The sequence below is a fragment of the Streptomyces sp. NPDC059010 genome (assembly GCF_042740355.1).
Taxonomy (GTDB): Bacteria; Actinomycetota; Actinomycetes; order Streptomycetales; family Streptomycetaceae; genus Streptomyces.
This window is the reverse complement of sequence record NZ_JBHYJA010000028.1, coordinates 73,068-97,299: the sequence shown is the minus strand read 5'-3', so window position 1 is coordinate 97,299 and position 24,232 is coordinate 73,068. Positions and strand designations below refer to the sequence as shown.

15 protein-coding genes are annotated in these 24,232 nt (G+C 71.5%); 8 read left to right on the top strand and 7 right to left on the bottom strand.

The features are described from left to right. Positions 1-125: 125 nt before the first annotated feature. The 4 genes from ACFWYS_RS28250 to ACFWYS_RS28235 all read right to left on the bottom strand — a co-directional run bounded on the left by ACFWYS_RS28250 (position 126) and on the right by ACFWYS_RS28235 (position 7,695). Positions 126-1,757 carry a cellulase family glycosylhydrolase gene (locus ACFWYS_RS28250; protein ID WP_384774694.1) on the bottom strand — a complete coding sequence of 544 codons (1,632 nt, stop codon included), beginning with the start codon at positions 1,755-1,757 and terminating at the stop codon, positions 126-128. A gap of 35 nt (positions 1,758-1,792) precedes the next feature. Next, a complete protein-coding gene (locus ACFWYS_RS28245) occupies positions 1,793-2,890 on the bottom strand; it encodes a GDSL-type esterase/lipase family protein (protein ID WP_384774691.1) in 1,098 nt (365 codons plus the stop codon). Between the two features lie 113 nt (positions 2,891-3,003). After that, the gene (locus tag ACFWYS_RS28240) at positions 3,004-5,448 is read right to left on the bottom strand and encodes a SpoIIE family protein phosphatase (RefSeq protein WP_384774688.1); all 2,445 of its coding nucleotides are present in this window, start codon (positions 5,446-5,448) and stop codon (positions 3,004-3,006) included. Positions 5,449-5,619: 171 nt separating this feature from the next. Then, complete coding sequence (locus ACFWYS_RS28235) at positions 5,620-7,695, bottom strand: SpoIIE family protein phosphatase (protein ID WP_384774685.1); 2,076 nt, start codon at positions 7,693-7,695, stop codon at positions 5,620-5,622. Positions 7,696-8,037: 342 nt separating this feature from the next. Between ACFWYS_RS28235 and ACFWYS_RS28230 the strand changes: the two genes are divergently transcribed. The 4 genes from ACFWYS_RS28230 (at position 8,038) to ACFWYS_RS28215 (ending at position 15,105) form a co-directional block, all read left to right on the top strand. Beyond that, positions 8,038-11,412 (top strand): pyruvate carboxylase, encoded by a 3,375-nt coding sequence (locus ACFWYS_RS28230; protein WP_384774683.1) that lies wholly within the window; start codon positions 8,038-8,040, stop codon positions 11,410-11,412. 423 nt (positions 11,413-11,835) lie between these two features. After that, entirely contained in the window at positions 11,836-12,624 is a 789-nt protein-coding gene (locus tag ACFWYS_RS28225; protein ID WP_384774680.1) for an aminoglycoside adenylyltransferase domain-containing protein, read from the top strand. Positions 12,625-12,682: 58 nt separating this feature from the next. After that, on the top strand, positions 12,683-13,468 hold the full coding sequence (locus ACFWYS_RS28220; protein ID WP_384774677.1) for a cyclase family protein: 786 nt from the start codon (positions 12,683-12,685) through the stop codon (positions 13,466-13,468). Next, positions 13,465-15,105, top strand: coding sequence for a thiamine pyrophosphate-binding protein (locus ACFWYS_RS28215; RefSeq protein ID WP_384774674.1), 1,641 nt, complete (start codon positions 13,465-13,467; stop codon positions 15,103-15,105). Before ACFWYS_RS28220 ends, ACFWYS_RS28215 begins: the two co-directional genes overlap by 4 nt. Positions 15,106-15,196: 91 nt before the next feature. Here the strand turns inward: ACFWYS_RS28215 and ACFWYS_RS28210 are convergent, their stop codons facing one another. Continuing rightward, the gene (locus ACFWYS_RS28210; RefSeq protein ID WP_384774671.1) at positions 15,197-16,642 is read right to left on the bottom strand and encodes a glyceraldehyde-3-phosphate dehydrogenase; all 1,446 of its coding nucleotides are present in this window, start codon (positions 16,640-16,642) and stop codon (positions 15,197-15,199) included. Between the two features lie 136 nt (positions 16,643-16,778). Here ACFWYS_RS28210 and ACFWYS_RS28205 point away from each other — a divergent pair, with 136 nt between their 5' ends. Together ACFWYS_RS28205 and ACFWYS_RS28200 are read left to right on the top strand one after the other, a co-directional pair. Continuing rightward, positions 16,779-17,738, top strand: coding sequence for a LysR family transcriptional regulator (locus tag ACFWYS_RS28205; protein ID WP_384774668.1), 960 nt, complete (start codon positions 16,779-16,781; stop codon positions 17,736-17,738). Positions 17,739-17,900: 162 nt separating this feature from the next. Next, entirely contained in the window at positions 17,901-19,871 is a 1,971-nt protein-coding gene (locus ACFWYS_RS28200; protein WP_384774666.1) for a collagenase, read from the top strand. Here ACFWYS_RS28200 and ACFWYS_RS28195 read toward each other — a convergent pair whose 3' ends face one another. Beyond that, positions 19,872-20,045: a hypothetical protein gene (locus ACFWYS_RS28195; protein WP_384774663.1), complete on the bottom strand. Its 174-nt coding sequence runs from the start codon at positions 20,043-20,045 to the stop codon at positions 19,872-19,874. It lies immediately after the preceding gene. A 187-nt stretch (positions 20,046-20,232) separates the two neighbouring features. Here ACFWYS_RS28195 and ACFWYS_RS28190 point away from each other — a divergent pair, with 187 nt between their 5' ends. Both ACFWYS_RS28190 and ACFWYS_RS28185 read left to right on the top strand, forming a co-directional pair. Then, entirely contained in the window at positions 20,233-22,572 is a 2,340-nt protein-coding gene (locus ACFWYS_RS28190) for a molybdopterin cofactor-binding domain-containing protein (protein ID WP_384774660.1), read from the top strand. An 8-nt stretch (positions 22,573-22,580) separates the two neighbouring features. After that, positions 22,581-23,057 (top strand): (2Fe-2S)-binding protein, encoded by a 477-nt coding sequence (locus tag ACFWYS_RS28185; RefSeq protein WP_384774657.1) that lies wholly within the window; start codon positions 22,581-22,583, stop codon positions 23,055-23,057. A 55-nt stretch (positions 23,058-23,112) separates the two neighbouring features. Here the strand turns inward: ACFWYS_RS28185 and ACFWYS_RS28180 are convergent, their stop codons facing one another. Further along, positions 23,113-24,075, bottom strand: coding sequence for an esterase/lipase family protein (locus ACFWYS_RS28180; protein WP_384774654.1), 963 nt, complete (start codon positions 24,073-24,075; stop codon positions 23,113-23,115). Between the last annotated feature and the right edge of the window lie 157 nt (positions 24,076-24,232).

Below are 24,232 nucleotides of genomic sequence, written 5' to 3'. Positions count from 1 at the left end.
GTTACCTCACAAGAACGCCATTTCGCCTCCCCAGGTTCCCCGACGGCCACGTCTGATTCGGGTGTGCCTCCTTGACGCCCCGGACGGCAGGGCGTCAAGGATGTTCAGTGCAGCGGCGGGGCGGCTCAGATCAGGGAACAGGCGGAGCCGTTGAGCGTGAAGGCCGTCGGGCTCGGGTTCGTGCCGCCCTTCGTGGCCGTGAAGCCCAGGGTGACCGAACCCGCCGGGGCGATCGTCGCCGTGTACGACACGGAGGCGACGCTCACCTCGGCGCCGCTCTGCGTCGCGGTGCCGCCCCACAGGTTGCTGACGCGCTGGCTGTCGGGGAAGGTCCAGCGCAGCGTCCAGCCGTTGATCGCCGAGCTGCCGGTGTTGCGCAGGACGATCTCGCCCTGGAAGCCGCCGGGCCACTCGTTCGTCACCCGGTAGCCGGCCCCGCAGGCCGCGGACGAGCCGCCGGAGGACGTCGTGACGGTCACCGTGCCCGAGCGCTGCGAGCGGTTGCCGGCGGCGTCGCGGGCGTAGACGGCGAAGGAGTAGGAGGTCTCCGGGGCGAGGCCGGTGACAGTGGCGGAGGTGCCGGTCGTCGTGGTGGCGGCGCTCTCGGAGGCACCGCTGACACGGACGACGTCGTAGCCGGTGACCCCGTTCGCGTCGGTGGCGGCGGCCCAGTTCAGGGTGGCGGACGAGGACGTCACGGCGGATGCGGTCGGCGTTCCGGGCGTGGTCGGGGGAGTGGTGTCACCGCCGGAGGACGAGTAGACGTCGGCTTCCTCGGACGTGGCGGCGATGCCGTTCGCGCCGTTGAAGACCCGCTGCCCCCAGGAGCTGAGCCGCGCGGGGTCGAAGTCGGTCGCGAGGTCGAGGATCGGGTCGGTGTTGCCGCTCCAGGACCAGGCAAGGTAACCGAGCCGAAGTTGCTGGGCGGCGGCCATCATGGTGTCCTCGTCCGGGTCGCCGTACTGGTCGGGCGGGCCTCCGAACTCGCCGATGAGGATGGGCAGTCCGGCGCTGACGAAGGCGTTCAGGTAGTCCGTGATCTCCTGTGCGGTGTCGTAGACGCTGTACATGTGGATCGAGAAGATCAGGTTGCCGGTGGTGTCGGCGTCGTAGACGGACCGGGCGTTGGCGCGCATGACGCCTTGCCAGTCCTGGCCCCAGTTGGGCGCGTCCACCATGATCGTGTGGGCGAATCCGGCGCCCCGCAGCTTCTTGACGGCCGCGATCGTGGGCTCCGTCCAGCCGGCGGGGTTGGTGTTGCCCCAGGGCTCGTTGCCGATGTTGATGATGACGTAGCTCTCCTGGCCGGTGAGCACGTCCTTCAGGCCGATCCAGTAGTCGGCCGCGTGGTCGAGGGTCCCGGCCGCGGCTTCCTCCCCGTAGCCGGTGGTGTCGTGCACCTCCAGTACGCAGATCAGCCGGTTGGCCTTGCACTGGGCGATGACTCCGGCCACGTCCTCGGCGCTGTTCTTCGTCCAGCGGTGGCCGTCGGAGAGGACGACACGGACGGTGTTGGCACCCAGCTTCTTGACGTCGGCCAGCGACTGCGTCCGGCCCGGGTACCAGGTGTGGGCGTGGTTGACGCCCCGCATCACGAAGTCGTTCCCGGACGCCTCCAGCAGCCGGCCGTTCTGGATGTGCAAGCCGGTGGCGGCCGCCCGCGCGGGCGTGGCGAAGGAGAGTAAGGGGGCGAGCAGGCCCAGGACCGAGGCTATGACGACGGCCACTCGTGGGGCGATGCCGGTGCGGGATCTCATGGCGGCTCCGAAGGTTGGGATGAGGAGACGGTGCGTCAGGATGACGCGGCGCGCGCCGTGCAACTGACAGTCGCCGACGGAGCGCCGGCCGTTGCCGGGGTAGTGGCGATGAAGCCGAAACTCGCGCTCGCACCGGGTGCCAACGCGCCGTTCCACGACGCGTTGCCGACGGTCGCCGTCCCGTCGGCGCCCGTGCCGAGCGTGCCGTTCCAGACCTGGATCAGGCGGGCGCCGTCGCCCGGTACGACCGTCGCGGTCCAGCCCGGGACGGAGGAGGCGGACGCGTTGGTCACCGTCACCTCGCCCTGGTAGTCGCCCTGCCAGACGGACACGGCGCGAAAGGACGCGGCACAGACGGGCGGGTCACCCGGGTCTCCGGGATCGCCCGGATCCCCCGAGCCCGCGTCGAGCAGCGCGGCCAGCGCCGGATACCAGCGGGCGGCGATCTTGTCGTCGCCGGAGGCGCCCGGGTGGACGCCGTCGTAGGTGTCGGTGGCCGTGTCGAAGCCCGTCCACTGGTCGACCACGGTGACCGGAGACCGGCTCGTGGACGTCGCACGGGCCCAGCCCGGGATCCGCGCGTTGAGGTCGACGAGGCGCTGAGCGCAGGCCGGGCAGCTGCTCGGGTTCATGGGGATGAGCTGGGCGACGAGGATCCGCATGTCCGGATTACTCGCCCGCATCTGCGCCACCAGCTTCGTGTAGGCGGCGAGGACGCGGTCCGGCGCGACTGCGCTCCACACGTCGTTCGTGCCGAAGTGCATGACAACGATGTCTGGCAGGGTGGCCGCGAGCCGGGCCGGCAGCAGGTTCTGGTCGGCCACGTTGGTGACCAGCTCGCCGCCGTGGCCCTCGTTGTCGCCGTCGTAGGGCTGTCCGCAGCCCTGTGGGCCGAGGGTGCCGACGAAGTCGATGTCCGTGTACCCGGCGCTCCGCAGCCGGTTCCAGAGCACGGCCCGCCAGCAGCCGGGGGAGCCGGTGATGGAGTCGCCCAGCGGCATGATGCGCACCGGCGCGGCGGCCGGGGCGGCCGAGGCCGGCGGTGCGAGGGCCACTCCGAGGGGCAGGAGCAGGGCGGCCAGCAGGCCGAGGAGCGGGAGGAGGCGTAAGTGCGATGGGCGGGTGTCGCGCATTGGATTCCCTTCCCTGGCTGCATCCGACAGCGCGCTCCGCGCGTGGGTGGGTGGGAGCGCTCCCATAGGGACATCAAGCCACTGTTGTCATTGACGCGTCAAGATGGGCCGCGTCAGGATGTCGGCGTGTGCGGCTGAGGCAGCGGTTGCTCGGCCCAGATCGTTTTCCGGTTCCGGCCGTAGCGCGTGCCCCACCGCTCGGAGAGCTGGGCCACCAGGAACAGGCCGCGTCCGCCCTCGTCGGTGCTGCGGGCCTGGCGCAGGTGGGGGGAGGTGCTGCTGGTGTCGGAGACCTCGCAGATGAGGTGGCCGTCCCGGATCAGTCGCAGCTGTACCGGGCCGCCGGCGTACCGGTAGGCGTTGGTGACCAGTTCGCTCACGATCAGTTCGGTGGTGAAGGCCAGCTCCTCCAGCCCCCACTCGGTCAGCCGGTCCCCTACCAGGGTCCGGGCCCGGCCCGCGGCGGTGGCCTCGGCCGGCAGCTCCCACGTGGCCACCCGCTCCGGCCCGAGCACCCGGGTCCGGCCCAGCAGGAGCGCGACGTCGTCGGCGGGGCGGTCGGGGAGCAGCGCGTCCTCCACCGCCTTGCAGATGTGCTCCACCGAAGGCGCCGGAGCGGCCAGCGCGGTGCGCAGCAGGGCCAGTCCCTGGTCGATGTCGCGGTCGTCGGCCAGCAGGAGGCCGTCGCTGTAGAGGGCGAGCAGGCTGCCCTCGTCCAGTTCGAACTCGGCCGACTCGAACGGCAGCCCGCCCAGGCCGAGCGGCGGCCCTGCGGGGAGGTCGATCGGGCGCACCCGGCCGTCCGGATCCAGCACGGTCGGTGGCGGGTGTCCCGCGCGGGCCAGGGTGCAGTGCCGGGAGACCGGGTCGTAGATCGCGTACAGGCAGGTCGCGCCCACGATCTGCGGGGTACTGGCATCGGTCTGCTGCTGTTCGGTGGCCAACTGGTCCACCAGGTCGTCGAGCCGGGCGAGGACCTCGTCCGGGGCCAGGTCGAGGTGCGCCAGGGTGCGTACGGCGGCACGCAGGCGCCCCATGGTGGCCGAGGCGTGCATGCCGTGGCCGACCACGTCCCCGACGACCAGCGCGACCCGCAGTCCGGACAGCGGGATCACGTCGAACCAGTCGCCCCCGACACCGGTGGACGCCTGTGCGGGCAGATAGCGGTGGGCCGTCTCGACCGCCGGGTGCTCGGGCACCTCGCTCGGCAGCAGACTGCGCTGCAGGGCCTCGGCGGCCTGGCGCTGCTGGGTGTAGCGGCGGGCGTTGTCGATGCTGACCGCGGCCTTCGCCGCGAACTCCTCCGCCAGGGTGAGGTCGTCCGCCTCGAACGCCTCCAGCCGCTGCGAGCGCCACAGGCAGACCAGGCCGAGGACCACACCCCGCGCGGCCAGCGGCACCACCATCAGCGAGTGGACGCCCAGCGCGAGCGCCCTCTCGGTGCGCTCCGGCTCGGCCGAGAACCATCCCTGGTTGCCTTCCAGGAGGGGGTCCAGGACCGGGCGGCGCTCGGCCAGGCAGCGGGTGGGCGCGGTGTCCTCGGGGAAGGAGAACAGACGGCCCTCGGGATACATCACCTCCAGCGTCTCGGGCCGGATGCTGCGCACCGCCATCCGGCGCAGCGGGCCCAGGGCGCCGGGCGCCGGCTCCTCCCCGCGGGGCACGGGTTCCAGCAGATCCACCGACACGGCGTCGGCGAGCGCCGGCACCGCCACCTCGGCCAGCTCACGCGCCGTCCTGGCCACGTCCAGGGTGCTGCCGATCCTGGTGCCGGCCTCGTTGAGCAGCGCCAGCCGGCGCCGGGCCCGGTGGCGGTCGGTGACGTCCTCGACGATCTCGGTGACGCCCAGCACCCTGCCGGAGGGGTCCTGCATCCGGAAGGCGGACACGGAGACGATCAGTTCGCTCTGGGGGTCCTGCAGCAGCCGGCAGCGCTGCTCGGCGAAGATCAGCGGCTGGCCCGTCTCCATAACCCGCCGGAGCCGTTCCTCGATCAGCTCGCTGTCCGGGCCGAGCAGGAAGTCGGCGGTGCGCAGTCCGCGGTAGGCGTCCGCGGGCAGCCCGCCGAACCGTGCGATGGCGCGGTTCACCCGCAGGATGCGCAGGTCCGGGCCGAGCACCGCGACACCCACCGGGGACCGGCGGAAGAAGCCGTCCAGCACGGCCCGGTCGATGTCCCACTGGACGATGTCCTCGGCGAGCGAGCCGACCAGGAGCCATTCGACGGCGGAGTCCAGCCTCTGCACCTTGCGGGCCCTGAAGCCCACGTACAGGCGGTGACCCGCGTGATGCCGGACCGGCAGCAGCCCGAACCAGCCGCCCTCCCGCAGACATGCCCTGGTCGCCTCGGCGACCAGGGCCGCGTCGCCGTGCTCGACGAGCACCTCGCGCACAGGGCGGCCCAGCACCTCCTCGGCCGGATATCCGAGGAGCATGGTGGCCTGTTCGCTCCAGGCGACGACCCTTCCGCGGCCGTCCAGCACAGCGGACGCGGACTGGTGGATCGAGAACGGATCCTCCGGGCTCTCGCTGAGCGTCGTAGGTGATGTGTCCTGCATCGCCCACCCATCTCGCACCGTTCGCGGGGCCCCTGGTGGGGCGCCCGGGGCATGCCTGCCGTTCCGAGTGCCCGACCGTGCGGCGGCTCACCACCAGTATCGGTGGAACGGCCACCGTGTGCCTTCTCGTCGCGCTTGCGGAGCATGCCTGTCAGGGGACATCGGTCGAGGTCAGCCGGGGAGTGCACGCGCCAGGAGTATGGCCACGTCGTCGTCCGCCACCTCGGGCATGACGTGGGCCAGGAGGTCGTCGCAGACCGTCTCCAGCGGGCGCCCGGGGTGCCGTAGCGCCTGGGCCAGACGGCGCATGCCGTGATCGAGGTCCGTGCCGCGGGTCTCGATCAGACCGTCGGTGTAGATGACCAGGAGACTGCCGGGCGCCAGGACCGTCTGCTGCAGTTCGCAGTCCTGCCTGCCCACGCCCAGGGGCGGCCCCGCGGGGCCCTCCAGGAAGGCGACGTTTCCCCGTTCGTCGGCGATCACGGGCGGCGGGTGGCCGGCCCTGGCGATCAGGCAGTCGCCGGTGACCGGATAGTGCACGGCGTACAGGCAGGTGGCCATCTCGTTGTCGCCCAGATCCGCCACGGCGGCGTCCAGATAGCGCAGCAGCTGGTCGGGCGGGGTGTCCCGGCGTGCCAGGGTCCGTACGGCGGTGCGCAGCTGTCCCATGACCGCCGCCGCGTGGATGCCGTGCCCCATCACGTCCCCGATCACCAGCCCGGTCCGGCCGCCCGGCAGGGCGATCGCGTCGAACCAGTCGCCGCCGACCTCGTGGTCACCGGCCGGCAGATAGCGCCCGGTGAGCTCCAGCCCGTGGACGCTGGGCAGGGAGGGGTTCATCAGGCTGCGCTGGAGGGTGAGCGCCGCGTCGCGTTCCCGGCTGTACATGCGTGCGTTGTCGATGTTCAGCGCGGCTCGGGCGACCAGCTCGTCGATCAACAGCGTGTCCTGGTCGTCGAACGGCTCCCGATCACGGGTCCGGGTCACCGCGACCGCGCCGAGGACGGTGCCGCGGGCCACCAGCGGGATCAGACGCGCCGAGCCCACGCGGGCCCGCAGGTACTCGCGCAACCGGTCGGCGCCGGGGGTGGTGACCAGCGGGCCGATGTCGCTCAGGTAGAGGTTCATGGGACGCCCGGCACTGATGAGCCGCTCGTACATCGAGCCGGGCGGGACCTGAAGGGTCATGCCGACCGCGAGGTAGTCGGCGGGCGCGGCCGGATCCGTGAAGGTCGCCGCGACGCGCCGGACCACACCGTGCGCCGACGCGGCGGTGTCGTCCGGGGCCACCGCCTCCTCCAGCAGCTGGACGTCGGCGGAGTCCGCGAGCCGGGGCACCAGGACGCGCACCACCTCCTGCGCCGTCTGCGTCAGGTCGAGGGTGGAACCCATCTGGGTACCCGCCTCCGCCAGCAGTGCGAGGCGCTCCCGTGCCCGCTCCGCCTCCACATGGGCCCGCTGCCCCTCCGTGATGTCGATCAGCGACGCGATCACTCCCATCCGCTGGCCGGCCCCGCCGAGCAAGGGGGCGTAGGAGCAGGACCAGGTCCGCTGCCGTTCCGGGTCCGCCGTGCCGGAGATGTGACGGAAGTCCACCACCGCCTCGCCCCGGTCGAGGACCTGTCGCATCACCGACTCCAGCGGGCCGGCGCCGGGGGCGACCTCGGTCACGGTTCGGCCGACGTGCTCGGCGACCGGGACGCCGTCGATCCGGGCCAGAGCGTCGTTGACCCGGAGGAAACGCAGGTCGGGACCCAGCATGGCCAGGCCGATCGGGGACTGGGTGAAGAGTCCCTCCAGCGCGGCCAGCGCATCGCGCATGCGCTCCACGGCGGAGGTCTCCGCCGCGATGGCCAGGACACCGGTACGCCCACGCGCATCCGTGATGGGACAGTGCCACATCTCCATGTCGACCAGGGTTCCGTCGCGATGCCGGACCGGCAGCCGCGCGACCACCGCCGCACCCGTCCGCACCGCCCGGCCCAGGCGGTCGGCGAGTTCCCGGTTCTCGTCGGGTACGAGGACGCGCCTGGCGTCCTGGCCCACGACCTGGTCCGACGTGTGACCCAGCAGGTCCTGCGCGGCCAGCGACCACTGCACCAGGCGCCCGTCGGCATCGACCACCCAGAGGGCGATCGGGAGCAGGTCCTGGAACACCCCGGCATGTCCGGCCGCGGACGGGCGCGGATCCGGCGCATCGCCGATCGTGTCGTGCGCATGTGCACTGCGGTGACTCGCGCTGGTCATAGGGGCACCTCGCTCACACCGCCCTTGACCACAAGAGGCTCAAGGACAGCCTAGGCCCGTCCGGCCGCCCACGGACCTGTGATCGATCATCGATAAGTGGCCCGGCTCACATGGCGTGAATGGAGCGTCGCCGACACCATGGGTGCTTCAGAGCCTGTGTCATATCCCCGGCCGGGCGTGCGACGCCTGGCACGCACGCTCGCCGCGTTGCCGAACCGCCCACGTGGCTCCGCCACGAGGGCGCTCCGGCGCCTTGCGATCGCACGCACCAGACGCCGCGCGCTGATCCGGCCGGGGATATGACACAGGCTCTCAGTCACCGGCAGGCTGAAGGGATCCAGAATGTTCCGCAAGGTGCTGGTCGCCAACCGCGGTGAGATCGCGATTCGTGCGTTCCGCGCAGGCTACGAGCTGGGCGCGCGCACCGTCGCCGTCTTCCCGCACGAGGACCGCAACTCCCTGCACCGGCTGAAGGCCGACGAGGCCTATGAGATCGGCCAGCCGGGACATCCGGTGCGGGCGTATCTCTCGGTGGAGGAGATCGTCCGTGCGGCGCGTCGCGCGGGGGCGGACGCCGTCTACCCGGGCTACGGCTTCCTGTCCGAGAACCCCGATCTGGCCCGCGCCTGCGAAGAGGCGGGCATCACGTTCGTCGGACCGAGCGCGGAGATCCTGGAGCTGACCGGGAACAAGGCCCGCGCGGTGGCCGCCGCGCGGGAGGCGGGCGTGCCGGTGCTGGGATCCTCGGCGCCGTCCAACGACGTGGACGAGCTCGTCCGAGCCGCCGAGGACATCGGTTTCCCGGTGTTCGTCAAGGCCGTCGCGGGCGGCGGCGGGCGCGGTATGCGCCGCGTCGAGGAGCCCGCCCAGCTGCGGGAGTCCATCGAGGCCGCGTCCCGTGAGGCGGCGTCCGCGTTCGGCGACCCGACCGTCTTCCTGGAGAAGGCCGTCGTCGAGCCCCGCCACATCGAGGTGCAGATCCTCGCCGACGGGGACGGCAACGTCATCCACCTCTTCGAGCGGGACTGTTCGGTGCAGCGCCGCCACCAGAAGGTGATCGAGCTGGCGCCCGCGCCGAACCTCGACCCGGAGCTGCGCGACCGGATCTGCGCCGACGCGGTGCGCTTCGCCCGGCAGATCGGCTACCGCAACGCCGGCACCGTCGAGTTCCTCCTCGACCGCGACGGCAACCACGTCTTCATCGAGATGAACCCCCGCATCCAGGTCGAGCACACGGTCACCGAGGAGGTCACCGACGTCGACCTGGTGCAGTCGCAGCTGCGCATCGCCGCCGGCGAGACGCTGGCCGACCTCGGCCTCGCCCAGGAGACCGTCACCCTGCGCGGCGCCGCCCTCCAGTGCCGTATCACCACCGAGGACCCGGCCAACGGCTTCCGTCCCGACACCGGCCGCATCAGCGCCTACCGCTCTCCGGGCGGCTCCGGCATCCGGCTCGACGGCGGAACCACCCACGCCGGTACGGAGATCAGCGCCCACTTCGACTCGATGCTGGTGAAACTGACCTGCCGGGGCCGGGACTTCAGCACCGCGGTCGGGCGTGCCCGGCGCGCCGTGGCCGAGTTCCGCATCCGCGGCGTGGCCACCAACATCCCCTTCCTGCAGGCGGTCCTCGACGACCCCGAGTTCCAGGCCGGCCGGGTCACCACGTCGTTCATCGAGCAGCGCCCGTATCTGCTCACCGCCCGTCACTCCGCCGACCGCGGCACGAAGCTGCTCACCTACCTGGCCGACGTCACCGTCAACAAGCCGCACGGTGAACGGCCCGACCTGCTCGACCCGCTGACCAAGGTGCCCGCGCTGCCGGCCGGCGAGCCCCCCGCCGGGTCCCGGCAGAAGCTCGCCGAACTCGGCCCCGAGGGCTTCGCCCGCTGGCTGCGCGCCTCGCCGACCATCGGCGTCACCGACACCACGTTCCGCGACGCCCACCAGTCGCTGCTCGCCACCCGGGTGCGCACCAAGGACATGCTCGCCGTCGCCCCGGTGGTGGCCCGCACCCTGCCCCAGCTGCTGTCCCTGGAGTGCTGGGGCGGCGCGACCTACGACGTCGCCCTGCGCTTCCTCGCCGAGGACCCCTGGGAGCGGCTGGCCGCCCTGCGGGAGGCGGCGCCGAACATCTGCCTGCAGATGCTGCTGCGCGGCCGCAACACCGTGGGTTACACGCCGTATCCCACCGAGGTGACCGACGCCTTCGTGCACGAGGCCGCCGCCACCGGCATCGACATCTTCCGCATCTTCGACGCCCTGAACGACGTCGACCAGATGCGGCCCGCCATCGAGGCCGTACGCGACACCGGAACGGCCGTCGCCGAGGTGGCCCTGTGCTACACCTCCGACCTGTCGGATCCGTCGGAGAAGCTGTACACGCTGGACTACTACCTGCGGCTCGCCGAGCAGATCGTGGACGCGGGCGCCCATGTGCTGGCCGTCAAGGACATGGCCGGTCTGCTGCGGGCACCGGCCGCGGCGAAGCTGGTGTCGGCCCTGCGCCGGGAGTTCGACCTGCCGGTGCACATCCACACCCACGACACCGCGGGCGGCCAGCTCGCCACCTACCTGGCCGCCATCCAGGCCGGGGCGGACGCGGTGGACGGGGCGGTGGCCTCCATGGCGGGCACCACCTCGCAGCCGTCGCTGTCCGCGATCGTGGCCGCGACCGACCACTCCGAGCGGCCCACCGGCCTCGACCTGCAGGCCGTCGGCGACCTGGAGCCCTACTGGGAGAGCGTCCGCAAGGTCTACGCCCCCTTCGAGGCGGGTCTGGCCTCGCCGACCGGCCGCGTCTACCACCACGAGATCCCGGGCGGGCAGCTCTCCAACCTGCGCACCCAGGCGATCGCGCTGGGCCTGGGCGACCGCTTCGAGGAGATCGAGGCGATGTACGCCGCCGCCGACCGGATGCTGGGCCGCCTGGTGAAGGTCACCCCGTCGTCCAAGGTGGTCGGCGACCTGGCGCTGCACCTGGTGGGCGCCGGTGTGTCCCCGGAGGACTTCGAGGGGGAGCCGGACCGGTTCGACATCCCCGACTCCGTCATCGGCTTCCTGCGCGGCGAACTGGGCACCCCGCCCGGCGGCTGGCCCGAGCCGTTCCGCAGCAAGGCGCTGCGGGGCCGCGCCGAGGCCAAGCCGGTGCAGGAGCTCGCCGCCGACGACCGCGAGGGGCTGGCCAAGGACCGGCGGGCGACGCTCAACCGGCTGCTGTTCCCGGCGCCGACGCGCGAGTTCGACACACACCGCGACACCTACGGCGACACCAGCGTGCTGGACAGCAAGGACTTCTTCTACGGGCTGCGCCCGGGCAAGGAGTACGCCGTCGACCTCGAACGCGGTGTGCGGCTGCTGATCGAGTTGCAGGCGATCGGCGACGCGGACGAGCGCGGTATGCGCACCGTGATGTCGTCCCTGAACGGCCAGTTGCGGCCGATCCAGGTCCGCGACCGTGCGGCCGCCTCGGACGTCCCGGTGACGGAGAAGGCCGACCGGGCCAACCCCGGCCATGTCGCGGCGCCGTTCGCCGGCGTGGTGACCCTCACGGTCGCCGAGGGGGACGAGGTGGCGGCCGGTGCCACGGTGGCCACCATCGAGGCGATGAAGATGGAGGCCTCCATCACCGCCGCGAAGTCCGGCCGGGTGGCCAGGCTGGCCATCAACCGCATCCAGCAGGTCGAGGGCGGCGACCTGCTCGTGGAACTCGCCTGAGCCGCCTCCTGGGACACGCGGCGGTGAACGCCGTCGAGCCCCGCGCAGAGGGAGGCTTCTGCGCGGGGCTTTCGGCGGGCCGTCCGGCTGGCCCGCCGGTCCGGGTGATCGCATCGCCCGGGAGGCTAGACAGCCGACGCACCCGCCGTCTGCCCCGAGAGGAACGCCCCGGGGACCGATCGGCCGAATGTGTTCCTGATGTGGTGTTTATGTGGCGAGAACGTGAAAGCGCTGTCTGGGGCGCATATGCGCATGGCATCGCAGGGGGCGTGAACCCCGCAAGGGCCGGGGGAGCCTCCTTCGCGCCGAGGCGCCGCCCGCCGACATTGGCTTGATTCTCCATGCACCGCGAGACACGGGACGTCACGCGACGCGGATGTTCTCGGGCAATCGTCGATTTCCGGCCTGCGCGACACTGACCCCATGACCCGGACGCTCACCGACCCCCACTCCGTCCCCGCCGAGCTGCGCCCCTACCTGGAGGAGCTCGTCCGCCGCACCCGCACCGTCTGCGGACCCCACCTGGTGAGCGTCGTCGCGGTCGGCTCCGTCGCGCTCGGCGACTACCGGCACGGGCGCAGCGACACCGATGTGACGGTCGTCGTGGACGCGTCCCTCCCCGAGCGGGCGTTGCCGGACCTGGCCGCCGCGCTGGCCCACCCCGCGCTGCCCTGCCCCGCGGCCGGACTGGAACTGGTCGTCTACGACGAGGACTTCGCGGCCCGGCCGGCCGGCGGGGCCGGATACCTGCTGGACCTCAACACCGGACCGCTGCTGCCCGAACGGGTCAGCCTCGACCCGGCCGAATCCCCGGCCTTCTGGTACGTCATCGACCGCTCCGTCGCCCATCAGGCCGGACGCGCGCTGTACGGCAGACCGGCCCGGGAGACCATCGCCGAACCCGCCCGCGCCGACGTGCTCACCGCGATCCGCGCCTCGGTCCGCGAACACAGCACCGGCGAAGGGCATCTCGCCGACAACCGCGTCCTCAACGGCTGCCGCTCCGTGCAGTACTGCCGCACCGGCCACTGGACGGCCAAGCGCCGGGCGGCGCGGTCGGTCGCGGCGTCCGAGCCACGCTTCCGGCCACTTCTGCAGGCAGCCCTGCGCAGTTACGAACGCCCCTCGCGCACCGCCGCGACCGCCCTGCCCGCCGACGAGGTGCGGGTCTTCCTGGCCTGGGTGGCCGAATGCGTGGCCGCTTCCTTCTGAACAGCCGTCACATCGGCCTGCGATGCTGTCGGTTGCAGCACCCACCGAGGAGGCGCCCATGCCCGAACCGTCCGTCCTTGCCGCGCTGGTCTCCGCCCTGCGCGGCGGCTCGATCGAAGTCGTCGACCTCACCTCGCCCCTGTCGTCGTCGACACCGGTGCTCCAACTGCCGCCCCAGTTCGGGCAGACGGCCGTCTTCGAGCTGGAGGAGATCAGCCGGTACGACGACCGCGGCCCGGCCTGGTACTGGAACAACTTCCGCAGCGGCGAGCACACCGGCACTCACTTCGACGCCCCCAACCACTGGGTCACCGGCAAGGACCTCACCGACGTGGCCTCCGTGCCGGCAGGCCGGCTGATCGCCCCCGCGGCCGTGCTGGACTTCACCGCCGAGGTGGCCAAGGACCCGGACTTCCTGGTCGAGATCGGCCATGTGAAGGCATGGGAGGCCGAGCACGGCCCCCTGCCCGAGGGCGGCTGGCTGCTGCTGCGCACCGGCTGGGACGCCCGTTCGCACTCCCAGGAGGCGTTCCTGAACGCCGACGAGAACGGCCCGCACACCCCCGGCCTGTCGGCTCAGTGCGCCCGCTGGGTCGCCGAGGAGGCCCCGGTCATCGGCCTCGGCGTCGAGACGGTGGGCACGGACGCCGGGGGCGCCCACTCCTTCGACCCCGCCTACCCCTGCCACTCCTATCTCATGGGCAGCGACAAGTACGGCCTGACCCAGCTGCAGAACCTCGCCGCGCTGCCCCCGACCGGCGCGGTCGTCATCGCCGGGCCGCTGCCCATCGTCACCGGCTCCGGTGCCCCCGCGCGCGTGCTCGCACTGGTGGAGCGCCGATGAAGGTCGCGGAAGCGGTCGGCCGGGCGCTGTGCGCGGCCGGGATCGGCCAGGTCTTCGGGGTCGTCGGATCGGGCAACTTCCACGTCACGAACGCCATGGTCGCGGCCGGCGCACGGTTCGTCGCCGCACGCCATGAGGGCGGCGCGGCGACCATGGCCGACGCGTACGCCCGCACCAGAGGCGAGGTCGCGGCCGTCAGCGTGCACCAGGGGCCCGGCCTGACGAACGCGATGACCGGGATCGCGGAGGCGGCGAAGAGCCGTACGCCACTGGTCGTGCTCGCGGCCGAGGTGACCGAACCCAGGTCCAACTTCCACGTCGACCAGGAGGCGCTGGCCCGTGCGGTGGGCGCGGCCACGGTGCGGGTCAGCTCGGCCGAGGAAGCGGTCGAGCAGGCTTGTGCGGCGGTACGGCTGGCGGTGCGGGAGCGGCGCACCGTCCTGCTCGGCCTCCCGCTGCCGGTGCAGGCGCTTGAGGTGCCCGACGGTGCGATGGCACAGGTCGCGCCCCCTGAGGAGCGGGCCGCGGTCGAGCCGGACGCGGCCGAAGCGACGGCCCTGGGCGCACTGCTCGGGCAGTCCCGGCGGCCGGTCTTCGTGGCCGGACGCGGAGCACGCGGCCCCGGCAGCCGGGAGGCCCTGGAGGCGCTCGCCGAGCGCTGCGGCGCCCTCCTGGCGACCTCGGCCGTCGCCCGCGGCCTCTTCCACGGCAACCCCTGGTCCCTGGACATCTCCGGCGGCTTCGCTTCACCTCTGGCCTCCGAACTGATCCGGGGCGCCGACCTGATCGTCGGCTGGGGCTGTGCCCTCAACATGTGGACCATGCGGCACGGCAGCCTCATCGGCGCCGACACCGTCGTCGTACAGGTCGACGACGAGGCGTCCGCGCTCGGCGCGCACCGGCCGGTCCACCTCGGCGTCACCGGCGACGTCAAGCTCACCGCACACCGGGTGACCGAGACCGCCGGTGAGCGGCGGCAGGGCTACCGGAGCCCGCAGAACGGCGCGGCCATCGCGGCCCGCGTGCGCCTGCGGGACGTGCCGTACCAGGACACCGGCACACGTGAGCGGATCGACCCGCGGACCCTGAGCATCGCGCTGGACGACATCCTGCCCGCGCAGCGGGTGGTCGGCGTGGACTCCGGCAACTTCATGGGCTACCCGAGCGCGTATCTGTCGGTGCCGGACGAGCAGGGCTTCTGCTTCACGCAGGCGTTCCAGTCGATCGGGCTCGGCCTGGCGACCACGATCGGGGCGGCGCTGGCCCGCCCGGACCGGCTGCCGGTGGCCGCGCTCGGGGACGGCGGCGCGCTGATGGGCGCCGCCGAGCTGGACACCGTGCGGCGGCTCGGGCTGCCCATGGTGGTCGTCGTGTACGACGACGAGGCGTACGGCGCCGAGGTGCACCACTTCGGTCCCGACGGGCATCCGCTGGACACCGTGCGCTTCCCGCCGACGGACATCGCGGCCGTGGGGCGGGGTTATGGCTTCGAGGCGGTGACCGTTCGGACGCGGGCCGACCTGAAGGCCGTGGTGGACTGGGTCGCCGGTCCGCGGTCGGCGCCGCTGCTCATCGACGCCAAGGTGGTCGCGGACCGCGGGTCCTGGTGGCTGGAGGAGGCGTTCCGCGGACACTGACCGCGCGGCGGGCGACCGCCGCCACGACAGCGACCCGCCCACCGCACCCGCGCGGGAGCGCGGCGGCGGCGGACGGGTCGGACGCGCCGGATCAGACGGCCGGTGCGGGGAAGGTCGGGTACTCCACCCCGGAGACGTGCTGGACGACTCGGATGACCTGGCAGGAGTAGCCGAACTCGTTGTCGTACCAGAGGTAGAGGATCGCGTTGTCGCCGTCGACCTTCAGGGCGCCGGCGTCCACGATGGAGGCGTGCCGCGAGCCGATGAAGTCGCTGGAGACCGCGTCGGGCGCCGTGATGAAGTCGATCTGGCGGCGCAGCGGCGAGGTCAGCGACACGTCGCGCAGGTAGTCCAGGACCTCCTCGCGGCTCGTCTCGCGCTTCAGCTGGAGGTTGAGGATGGCGATCGAGACGTCCGGCACCGGGACGCGGATCGAGCTGCCGGAGATCTTCGCCTTGAGGTCGGGCAGCGCCTTGGCGACGGCCGAGGCGGCACCGGTCTCGGTGATGACCATGTTCAGCGGGGCGCTGCGGCCGCGACGCTCGGACTTGTGGTAATTGTCCAGCAGGTTCTGGTCGTTGGTGAACGAGTGGACGGTCTCCACATGGCCGCGCTCCACGCCGAACTCGTCCTCCATCGCCTTCAGCGGCGGGACTATGGCGTTGGTGGTGCAGGAGGCACAGGACAGGATCTGCTCGTCCGGCTTGATCGTGTCGTGGTTGACGCCGTGCACGATGTTCGGGACGTCGCCCTTGCCCGGCGCGGTCAGCACGACCTTGTCGATACCGGGGCGCAGGTGCGTGGACAGGCCCTCGCGGTCGCGCCACTTGCCGGTGTTGTCGATGAGGATGGCGTTCTTGATGCCGTACGCGGTGTAGTCGACCTCGGACGGGTCGTTGGCGTAGATCACCTTGATCGCGTTGCCGTTGGCGAAGATCGTGCTGCTGTCCTCGTCCACGGTGATCGTGCCCTGGAACTGGCCGTGGATGGAGTCGCGGCGCAGCAGCGAGGCACGCTTGACGATGTCCTGATCGCCGCCGCCGCGCACGACGATTGCGCGCAGCCGCAGCCCGTTGCCGGAGCCGGACTTCTCGATCAGCAGGCGGGCCACGAGCCGGCCGATGCGGCCGAAGCCGTACAGGACGACGTCGCGTCCCTCGCCAAGCTCGATCTTGTTGGCGCCGGTGGCGCCGGCGACGGCCTCGGCGGTGAACGCCTCCACGGACAGCCCGCGGTCGTCGGCCTTGTACGCCGCGGCCAGCATGCCGAGGTCGATCTGGGACGGGCCCAGGTCGAGCGCGGCGAGGGCCTGCAGGAACGGCAGGGTCTCGGTGACCGAGAGCTCCTCGCCGCCGATCTGCCGGGCGAACCGGTGGGTCTTCAGGATGCTGACCACCGACTTGTTCACCAAGGAGCGGCTGTGGAGGAGAACGGTGACGTCCCTCTCACGGTGCAGCTTCCCGATGATCGGGATCATCGACTCCGCGATCTCCTCGCGGTTCTTCCAGTTGGTGAACGAGTCGTCGTTGACAGTCACAGGCCTATCTTTCGAGCTAGGAGGCGCTCATATGCTAACCGCAGGGTGCGACTGTCCTTCAAAGGGGGGTCTCGCGTAAGGCAAGATGCCCGACATTGAGGTAATTCAGGCGAAATGCGGATGGGGGGAGTGACACGTGGAACTTGAGCTGCGGCATCTGCGGGTGCTGTGTGCGGTCGCCGACGCGGGCAGCGTGGGCCGGGCCGCGTCGGACCTCGGGTACTCACAGCCCGCCGTGAGCACCCAACTCCGGCGCATCGAGGGGCACTTCGGTGAGCCGCTGTTCGAGCGCGGACCGAGCGGGGTGCGGCCGACGCCGTACGGTGCCGAGGTGGTCGGCCAGGCCCGTGACGTGCTGGCCCGGGCCGCCATGATCGGCCGCCGCCCGGCCGGCGGCCCGACGTCGGGGCGCCGGATCCTGCGGGTGGCGGCGACGAACTCCCCAGTGCTGGCGGGCATGGTCTCGGGGGTCCGCGCCAGACTCCCGGACGTCTCGCTCTCCGTGAGCAGTGTGTACGCCTCCTCGCGCATCGTGGAACTCCTTCAGGACGGCGCGGTGGACGCCGCGATCGCCGCGGACTACCCCGGCAGGGAACTGGAGCACCCGGACACGATCGCCCACCGCGGGATCGTCACCGAGCCGAACTTCGTCGCGCTGCCGTCCAGCCACCCGCTCGCGCGCCGCGCCCAGATCTCGCTCGCCGATCTGGCCGAGGAGGCGTGGTTCGTGACGCCGGACGACGGGGCCGGATGGCCCGGGGTCTTCTACGCGGCCTGCACCGCGGCCGGCTTCACCCCCTCGACGGTGCACGAATTCCTGGGCGACCGGCTCCAGTTGCAGGGAATGATCGCCGACGGCCTCGGCGTGGCCATCGTCCAGGCGACCACACGGCCGATCCCGCAGGTCGTCATCAAACCGCTGACCGGTACACCGCTGTGGTGCCGTTACGTACTGGCCTGGCGGCGTGACGCGGTGACCGAGCGCACGGCCGACGCCCTCCTGCAGTGCGCCACCGTCGCCTACCGCCAACTGGCCGCGCACTCCCCGCACTTGAGGGACTGGGCGGCGCGCACCTGGAGTGTGTCGAAGACATAGGCGGCGCGAACGGCGGCCCGCCCGGCGTTATGGCTCCGCAGCGCAATGTGCTATGTCACACACCATTGTTGAGGCGGATGGGCGTTGGGACAGTGCCTGTTACGCCTCAGCACCCCTCCGAGGCGCATCCCCATCCGTTCCGTTCAGGAATGAGGAATCCAGATGCGCTACCGCTCCGTGCTGCCCAGACGCATGCTGGGCGCACTCGCCGTCTGCGCAACGCTCTCCGGCCTGCTGTGGACTCCCGCCTTCGCGGCACCCCCGCCGGGCACCGACCCCACCGCCTCCGTGACCCCACCCCGGAAAGCCGCGGCGCCCCCGTCCCCGACCGGCTCACTCGCCACCTCCGGCGCCCGGACCGCCGTACAGAAGGAGGCCCTCACCCCCGCCCAACTCCCGCCCCTGACAGCGACGCCCACCGCGACACCGTCGCGTGCGGGGGCCGTCCGGGACAAGTTCTCCTGCACTCCGGGCGACTTCGGCGGCAGGACCGGCGCGGCACTCGTCGCGTTCGTGAAGGCCTCCACCACGGAGTGCGTCAACACCCTGTTCTCGGTGACGGGTTCGGACGCCCGCGCCGTCTTCCGCGAGCCCCAGATGATCAGCATCGCGCAGGCGTTCACGAGTACGGCCGGGACCTACGGCGGAGACAACTCCTCCCGTGTGCTGCAACTCGTGCTGTTCCTGCGGGCCGGCTACTTCGTGCAGTTCAACCACCCGGCCGACGTCGGCCCGTACGGTGCGTCCCTGGCCCGGAACACCACCCGGGGCCTGGACACCTTCTTCGCCCGCCCGCGTTCCGGGGACGTCACGGCCGCGAACGGCGCCGTGCTGAGCGAGGTCGTCATCCTCACCGACAGCGCCGACCAGCAGGCCCGCTATCTGCGGGTCTACCAGCGGATGCTGAACGCCTACAACAGCTCCTACGACGCCATCCGCATCATGCTCGTGGCCGTGAACAACGTCTACACCCCGCTGTGGCGCGGCAACTGGAACCCGGACTACGTCAAGGCGGTCACCGCCGACCCGTCCGTCATCCAGACCCTCCAGACGTTCGCGCTGGGCCATCTGGACCTGCTCGGCACCGACCGCGCCTACCTCACCTCCAACGCCGGGATGAACCTGGGCCGTTACGTCCAACACCCGGCGCTGCAGCCCACGGTCCGCCCCCGGGCCAAGCAGCTGCTGGACTCGTCCCGGATCACCGGACCCACGGCCGGACTCTGGGTGGCCGTGGCGACGCAGGCCGACGCCTACGACCGCGCGAACTGCGCCTACTACGGCGTCTGCGACCTGTCCGGCCAGCTGAAGCGGGCGGCCCTGCCGATCACCCACGACTGCGACGCCACACGCACCATCCGGGCGCAGTCGCTCACCTCGGCCGACCTCGCCGCGGCGTGCGCCAGCGTGCTGGGCCAGGACACCTACCTCCACGACATCGTCAAGGACGACGGACCCATCCCGGGCCAGTACCTGTCCACCCTCGACTTCGCCGTCTTCACCAGCGCCCAGGACTACCGGACGTACGCCGGAGCGATCTTCGGCATCAGTACGGACAACGGCGGCATGACCGTGATCGGCGATCCGAAGGACTCCGCCAACCGGCCGTTCGCGGTCATGTACCAGAAGAGCCAGGACACCGGGCACGCCGCCCGGATCTGGAACCTCAACCACGAGTACACGCACTACCTCGACGCCCGCTACGACATGAAGGGCGACTTCGCCCAGCAGACCTCGGTGCCGGACGTCTGGTGGATCGAGGGCGTGGCCGAGTACGTCTCCTACGGCTACCGCCGCGTCACCTACGACCAGGCCGTCACGGAGGCGGGCAGGCACACGTACCGGCTCAGCACGCTGTTCCAGAACACGTACGCCAACAGCGACGTGACCCGCACCTACCCGTGGGGCTACCTCGCCGTCCGCTACATGTTCGAGAAGCACCCGGCCGACGTCCAGCGGATGCTCGCCCGCTTCCGGGCAGGCGACTACGCCGGCGGTTACGCCGTCTACGCCACCGAGATCGGCACCCGGTACGACGCCGATTTCGACCAGTGGCTGACGGCCTGCGGCTCCGGCGCGTGCGCGGCGGCGCCGGCCGTCGGCCGAGAGCCGTCTCGGGGATCTGCACGCTGATCAGCTCCCCGAGCGCGGATCCACCGTGAGGGCCCGTCCTGATCTGCACCCGCGCAGAAGGGCGTGCGCCAGGCGGGCGCCGACGAAGTCGCCCTCCAGCACGCTCTGCGGACCGAACAGGACGCCCTCACGGTGCCGCTTCAGGGCGCCGAGCCGGCCCATCGCACCCGTCATCGTCTCCGCGGTGGCGACGCTGAAGCTCTGAGGCGGCCACAACCGGCCACCCGGCGCTTCACAGGTGAGCCGTGTTGTGGGTGTTGCGTGTGGAAGAGCTGCGGGGATCTTCCGGAACGCGTGCGGGCCGTGCACAGTCAGGAACCGCCATGCACGGCCGCATGGCCCTGACTTCGGGAGGCCGCCGATGGGAGCTCACCACGACCCGGAGCGGCCGGACATTGCGTCCGTCGTCACGGAGGGCGTCAGTCGGCGCGGATTCCTCGGATACGTGGTGGCCGCCTCCACCCTGACCGTGGCGGCCCCGCTGGGCGAGGCGCTCCTCGTGCCCACCGAGGCGGCCGCGGCGGTCCCCTCGGTGCCGGGCCCGGCCGAGATCTACGACCTCAACGACATGCTCACCCACGCCGCGCTGCCCACGGCGAACCTGATCACCATCCGTCTCGACCCCGACGGCACGGCCTCCTTCGCCCTGCCCCGCGCCGAGGTCGGCCAAGGCATCACCACCTCCAGCGCCATGCTCATCGCCGAGGAACTGGGCCTCCCACTGGAGAAGATCCACGTCACCCTGGCCGACGCCCGGCCCGAGCTGCTCTTCAACCAGCTCACCGGCGGCTCCAACACCACCATCTCCACCTTCACCCCGATCCGGGTGGCGGCGGCCGTCGCACGCGGCCGGCTCCTGAAGGCCGCCGCGCTGGAACTGGGGGAGGCCGTCGACACCCTGACCGCCAAGGCGGGGGTCATCACCTCGACCGTGACCGGCAAGAGCCTCACCTACGGCGAACTCGCCGAGAAGGCCGCCTCGAACGCCACCGGCCAGGTCCCCGTCACCCTCAAGGAGCCCGCCGAGTTCAAGGTCATCGGCACCCCGCGAGGCCGTATCGACGCGCTGGACGCGGTCACCGGCCGCAAGAAGTTCGCCATGGACGTGCAGGTGCCGGGCGCCCTGCCGGCCATGGTGTGCCGCCCGCCGACGATCAACGGCACCGTCCGCTCGGTCGACAACCTGGACGCCGTGCGGGCCATGCCCGGCATCACCGACGTCGTACGCGTCTCCACCGGCGTCGCGGTGCGCGGCCGCACCTTCGGACAGTGCATCGACGCGGTCCGCGCGCTCAAGGTCACCTGGGGTCCGGGAACGGCCGAGGGCGCCACCGACGACACCGTCCGCGCCGAACTCCGCAAGGCCGAACTCCCGCTCCCCGGCCTCGACCTGCTCACCAAGTCGGTCGACGCCCGCTTCACCTTCCACTTCGCCAGCAACAGCGCCCTGGAGACCAACTGCGCCGTCGCCGACGTACGCGAGGACTCGGCGGAGATCTGGGCGAGCCTGAAGTCCCCGATCGTCGCGCAGGAGGAGATCGCCCTCAAGCTCGGCCTCCCGGTGACCTCGGTCAAGGTCCATGTGACGGAGGGCGGCGGCTCGTTCGGCCGCAAGCTCTTCCACGACGCCGCCGCCGAGGCCGCCGAGGTATCGCGGGCCATGGGCAAGCCGGTCCGGCTGATGTGGCACCGCACCGACGACTTCCGGCAGGGCCGCACCCACCCCATGTCCACCTCCCGGGTGCGCGCCACCCACGCCCTCGGCCAGGTGCTCACCTACGACCAGCACCACACCTCCGTGGCCACCGACTTCGGCCACGGCGTCGGCGAGATCATCACGGCCGAGGCGGCCCGGCTGCCCGTCGGCGATCTCACCTTCTCCGAGACGATCTTCACGCTCACCCAGCAGACCCCCTACAACTTCGGCGTCGTCACCCAACTCCTCAGCGAGACCGACAAGGGCTTCAACACCGGCTCCATGCGCAACATCTACTCGCCCAATGTGCGGTGCGCTCAGGAACTGGTGGTGGACGAGCTGGCGAGACGCATGGGAAAGGACCCCTACCGGTTCCGGCGGTCCTTCCTGAAGGACGAGCGGGCACGGGCCGTCCTCGACAAGGTCGCCGAGGTGGGGGAGTGGGGACGGAGCATGCCGACGGGGACGGCGCAGGGCATCGCGCTGCACCCCGAGTACCACGCGTACGTCGCGGTCCTCGCCGAGATCGACTGCCGCCCCGAGACCACGGGACGGGAGATCCCCGACGCGTACACGGGCCCGCGCGTGACCAAGGTCGTGTGTGCCGTGGACGTGGGCCTGGCGGTGAACCCCCGTGGCCTTGAGGCCCAGATGATGGGCGGCATCATGGACGGCATCGCGATCACCCTGAGCTCCGGGCTGCATCTCGCGGACGGCCATTTCCAGGAAGGCAGCTGGGACAACTACTTCTACACCCGCCAGTGGAACACCCCGCCGGAGCTGGAGATCGTCGTGATGCCGACGACCACCGAAACACCCGGCGGAGCAGGCGAGTTGGCGGTCGCGGGCGCGATGGCGGCGGTGGCCTGCGCCTACGGACGCGCGACGGGCACGATGCCGACGACCTTCCCCCTCAACCACGGCGAACCGCTCGGCTTCGAGCCGCTGCCCACCACTCCGCCGATCCCCGCGTCCCCCACCGACGGCCTGAACCGCGCCTTCTAGGAGCCATCGTGCCCGAACACACCTTCATCCTCAACGGCGAGTCCGTGACCGTGGACATCGAGGACGACGTACGGCTGCTGTGGGTGCTGCGGGACGTCCTGGGCGTCACCGGCCCGAAGTACGGCTGCGGCCTCGGCGTCTGCCAGGCCTGCACCAGCCACATCAACGGCAGAGCGTTCAACCCCTGTTCGGTCCCCGTGAAGAACCTGGAACCCACCGACGAGGTCACCACCATCGAGGGCCTGCCCGCCACGGTCGGCCGCGAACTCCACCCGATGCAGGAGGCCTGGCTGGAGTACGACGTCGCCCAGTGCGGCTACTGCCAGCCCGGCCAGATCATGACCGCCGTCGCCAAGGTCCGCCAGGCCCGCGAGGAGGGCCGCGAGATCAGCCAGGCCGACCTGGACGAGATCCGCAACGTCTGCCGCTGCGGGACGTACCACCGCATCCGGGAGGCGATCGTGGCGGGCGCGAAGAAGTACTGAACGCGCCCTCTGTCCGTGCGCGGAGCCGCGCACGGACAGGTGACCGCGCAGTGCCTCAGCAGGTCGGGCGCTGGGCGTGGGCGGGGTCGAGCGCGTTCAGGACCAGGCGCGAGGCCAGGGCGCTGTAGCTGATGTTGACGTGGTCGGTGGACTCGGCCGGGCACACGTCCTGGAGCTTGGTGTTGGTGACGTTCGGGGCCGCGTCGAGGTAGGCCGAGGTGTACGGGGTGACGACCTCGTCGTACCGGGTGGTGATCACCGTGTAGGTGACGCCCGGGTCGGTCTCGCCGCCCGCGTTGAGCGCCTTGAGGAAGTCCGAGCCGATGAGCTGCTGACTGCACGCCTTGCAGCCTGCTCCGAGAACCTCGTTGCCGCCGGGGATCACCAGGGCGAGGAGGCCCAGGCCCGAGAACGTGGTGCCGTGGTTGGACGGGGTGAGCGCGACCAGCTTGTCCACCTCGGCCGCGCCCCCGAGGTTCTTGATGTAGTAGCGCGGCATCATGCCGCCCTGCGAGTGCCCGACGAGGTCGACCTTCGCGGCGCCGGTGGCGGACCGGACCCGGCCGACGAAGTCCGCCAGCTGCCGGGCCGAGGCGGCCATGTCGGCGGTACCGAGCAGCGGGCCTGAGGTGCCGCCGTGGTTGAGGGCGAAGACGCAGTACCCGGCCTCCTTGAGCCGCGGGGCCAGCGCCGCCCAGTTGTCGTAGCGGTTCTCCATGGTGCCGTGCACCAGGACGACGGGACGCGGATGCGCGGCGCCGGGGCGGCAGGTGAAGTCGTTGGCGCCGGAGGGCACGGCCGTCGGATGGGCCAGGGAGTACGCGAACGCCGACGCGAAGTCGTCCTGCGGCGGGCCCTGCGGATCGGTCGCCGCGACCGGCGCGGCGTCGCCCGGGTCCGGGGCCGCCTGGGACCGGTCGACGCCGGCGACGCCGATACAGACGGCCGCGGTGAGCCCGGCCAGGGACGAGAACACAAGGCGTCGGCGCCGGGTGCGCCGGAGTCTGCGGGTGTGCATGAGGAGTCTCCTCCGCCTGTTCGTGGGGACCGCCGGCGGATCCGTGTGCCCTGGTCACAAGGGGATGGGTCAGGACCCTGTGAAGCCTTGTGACAAGGACGGGACACGGAAGCTACTGGCGCGTAACGTCGGATCCACACTCGCGTCGCCCGCGGGA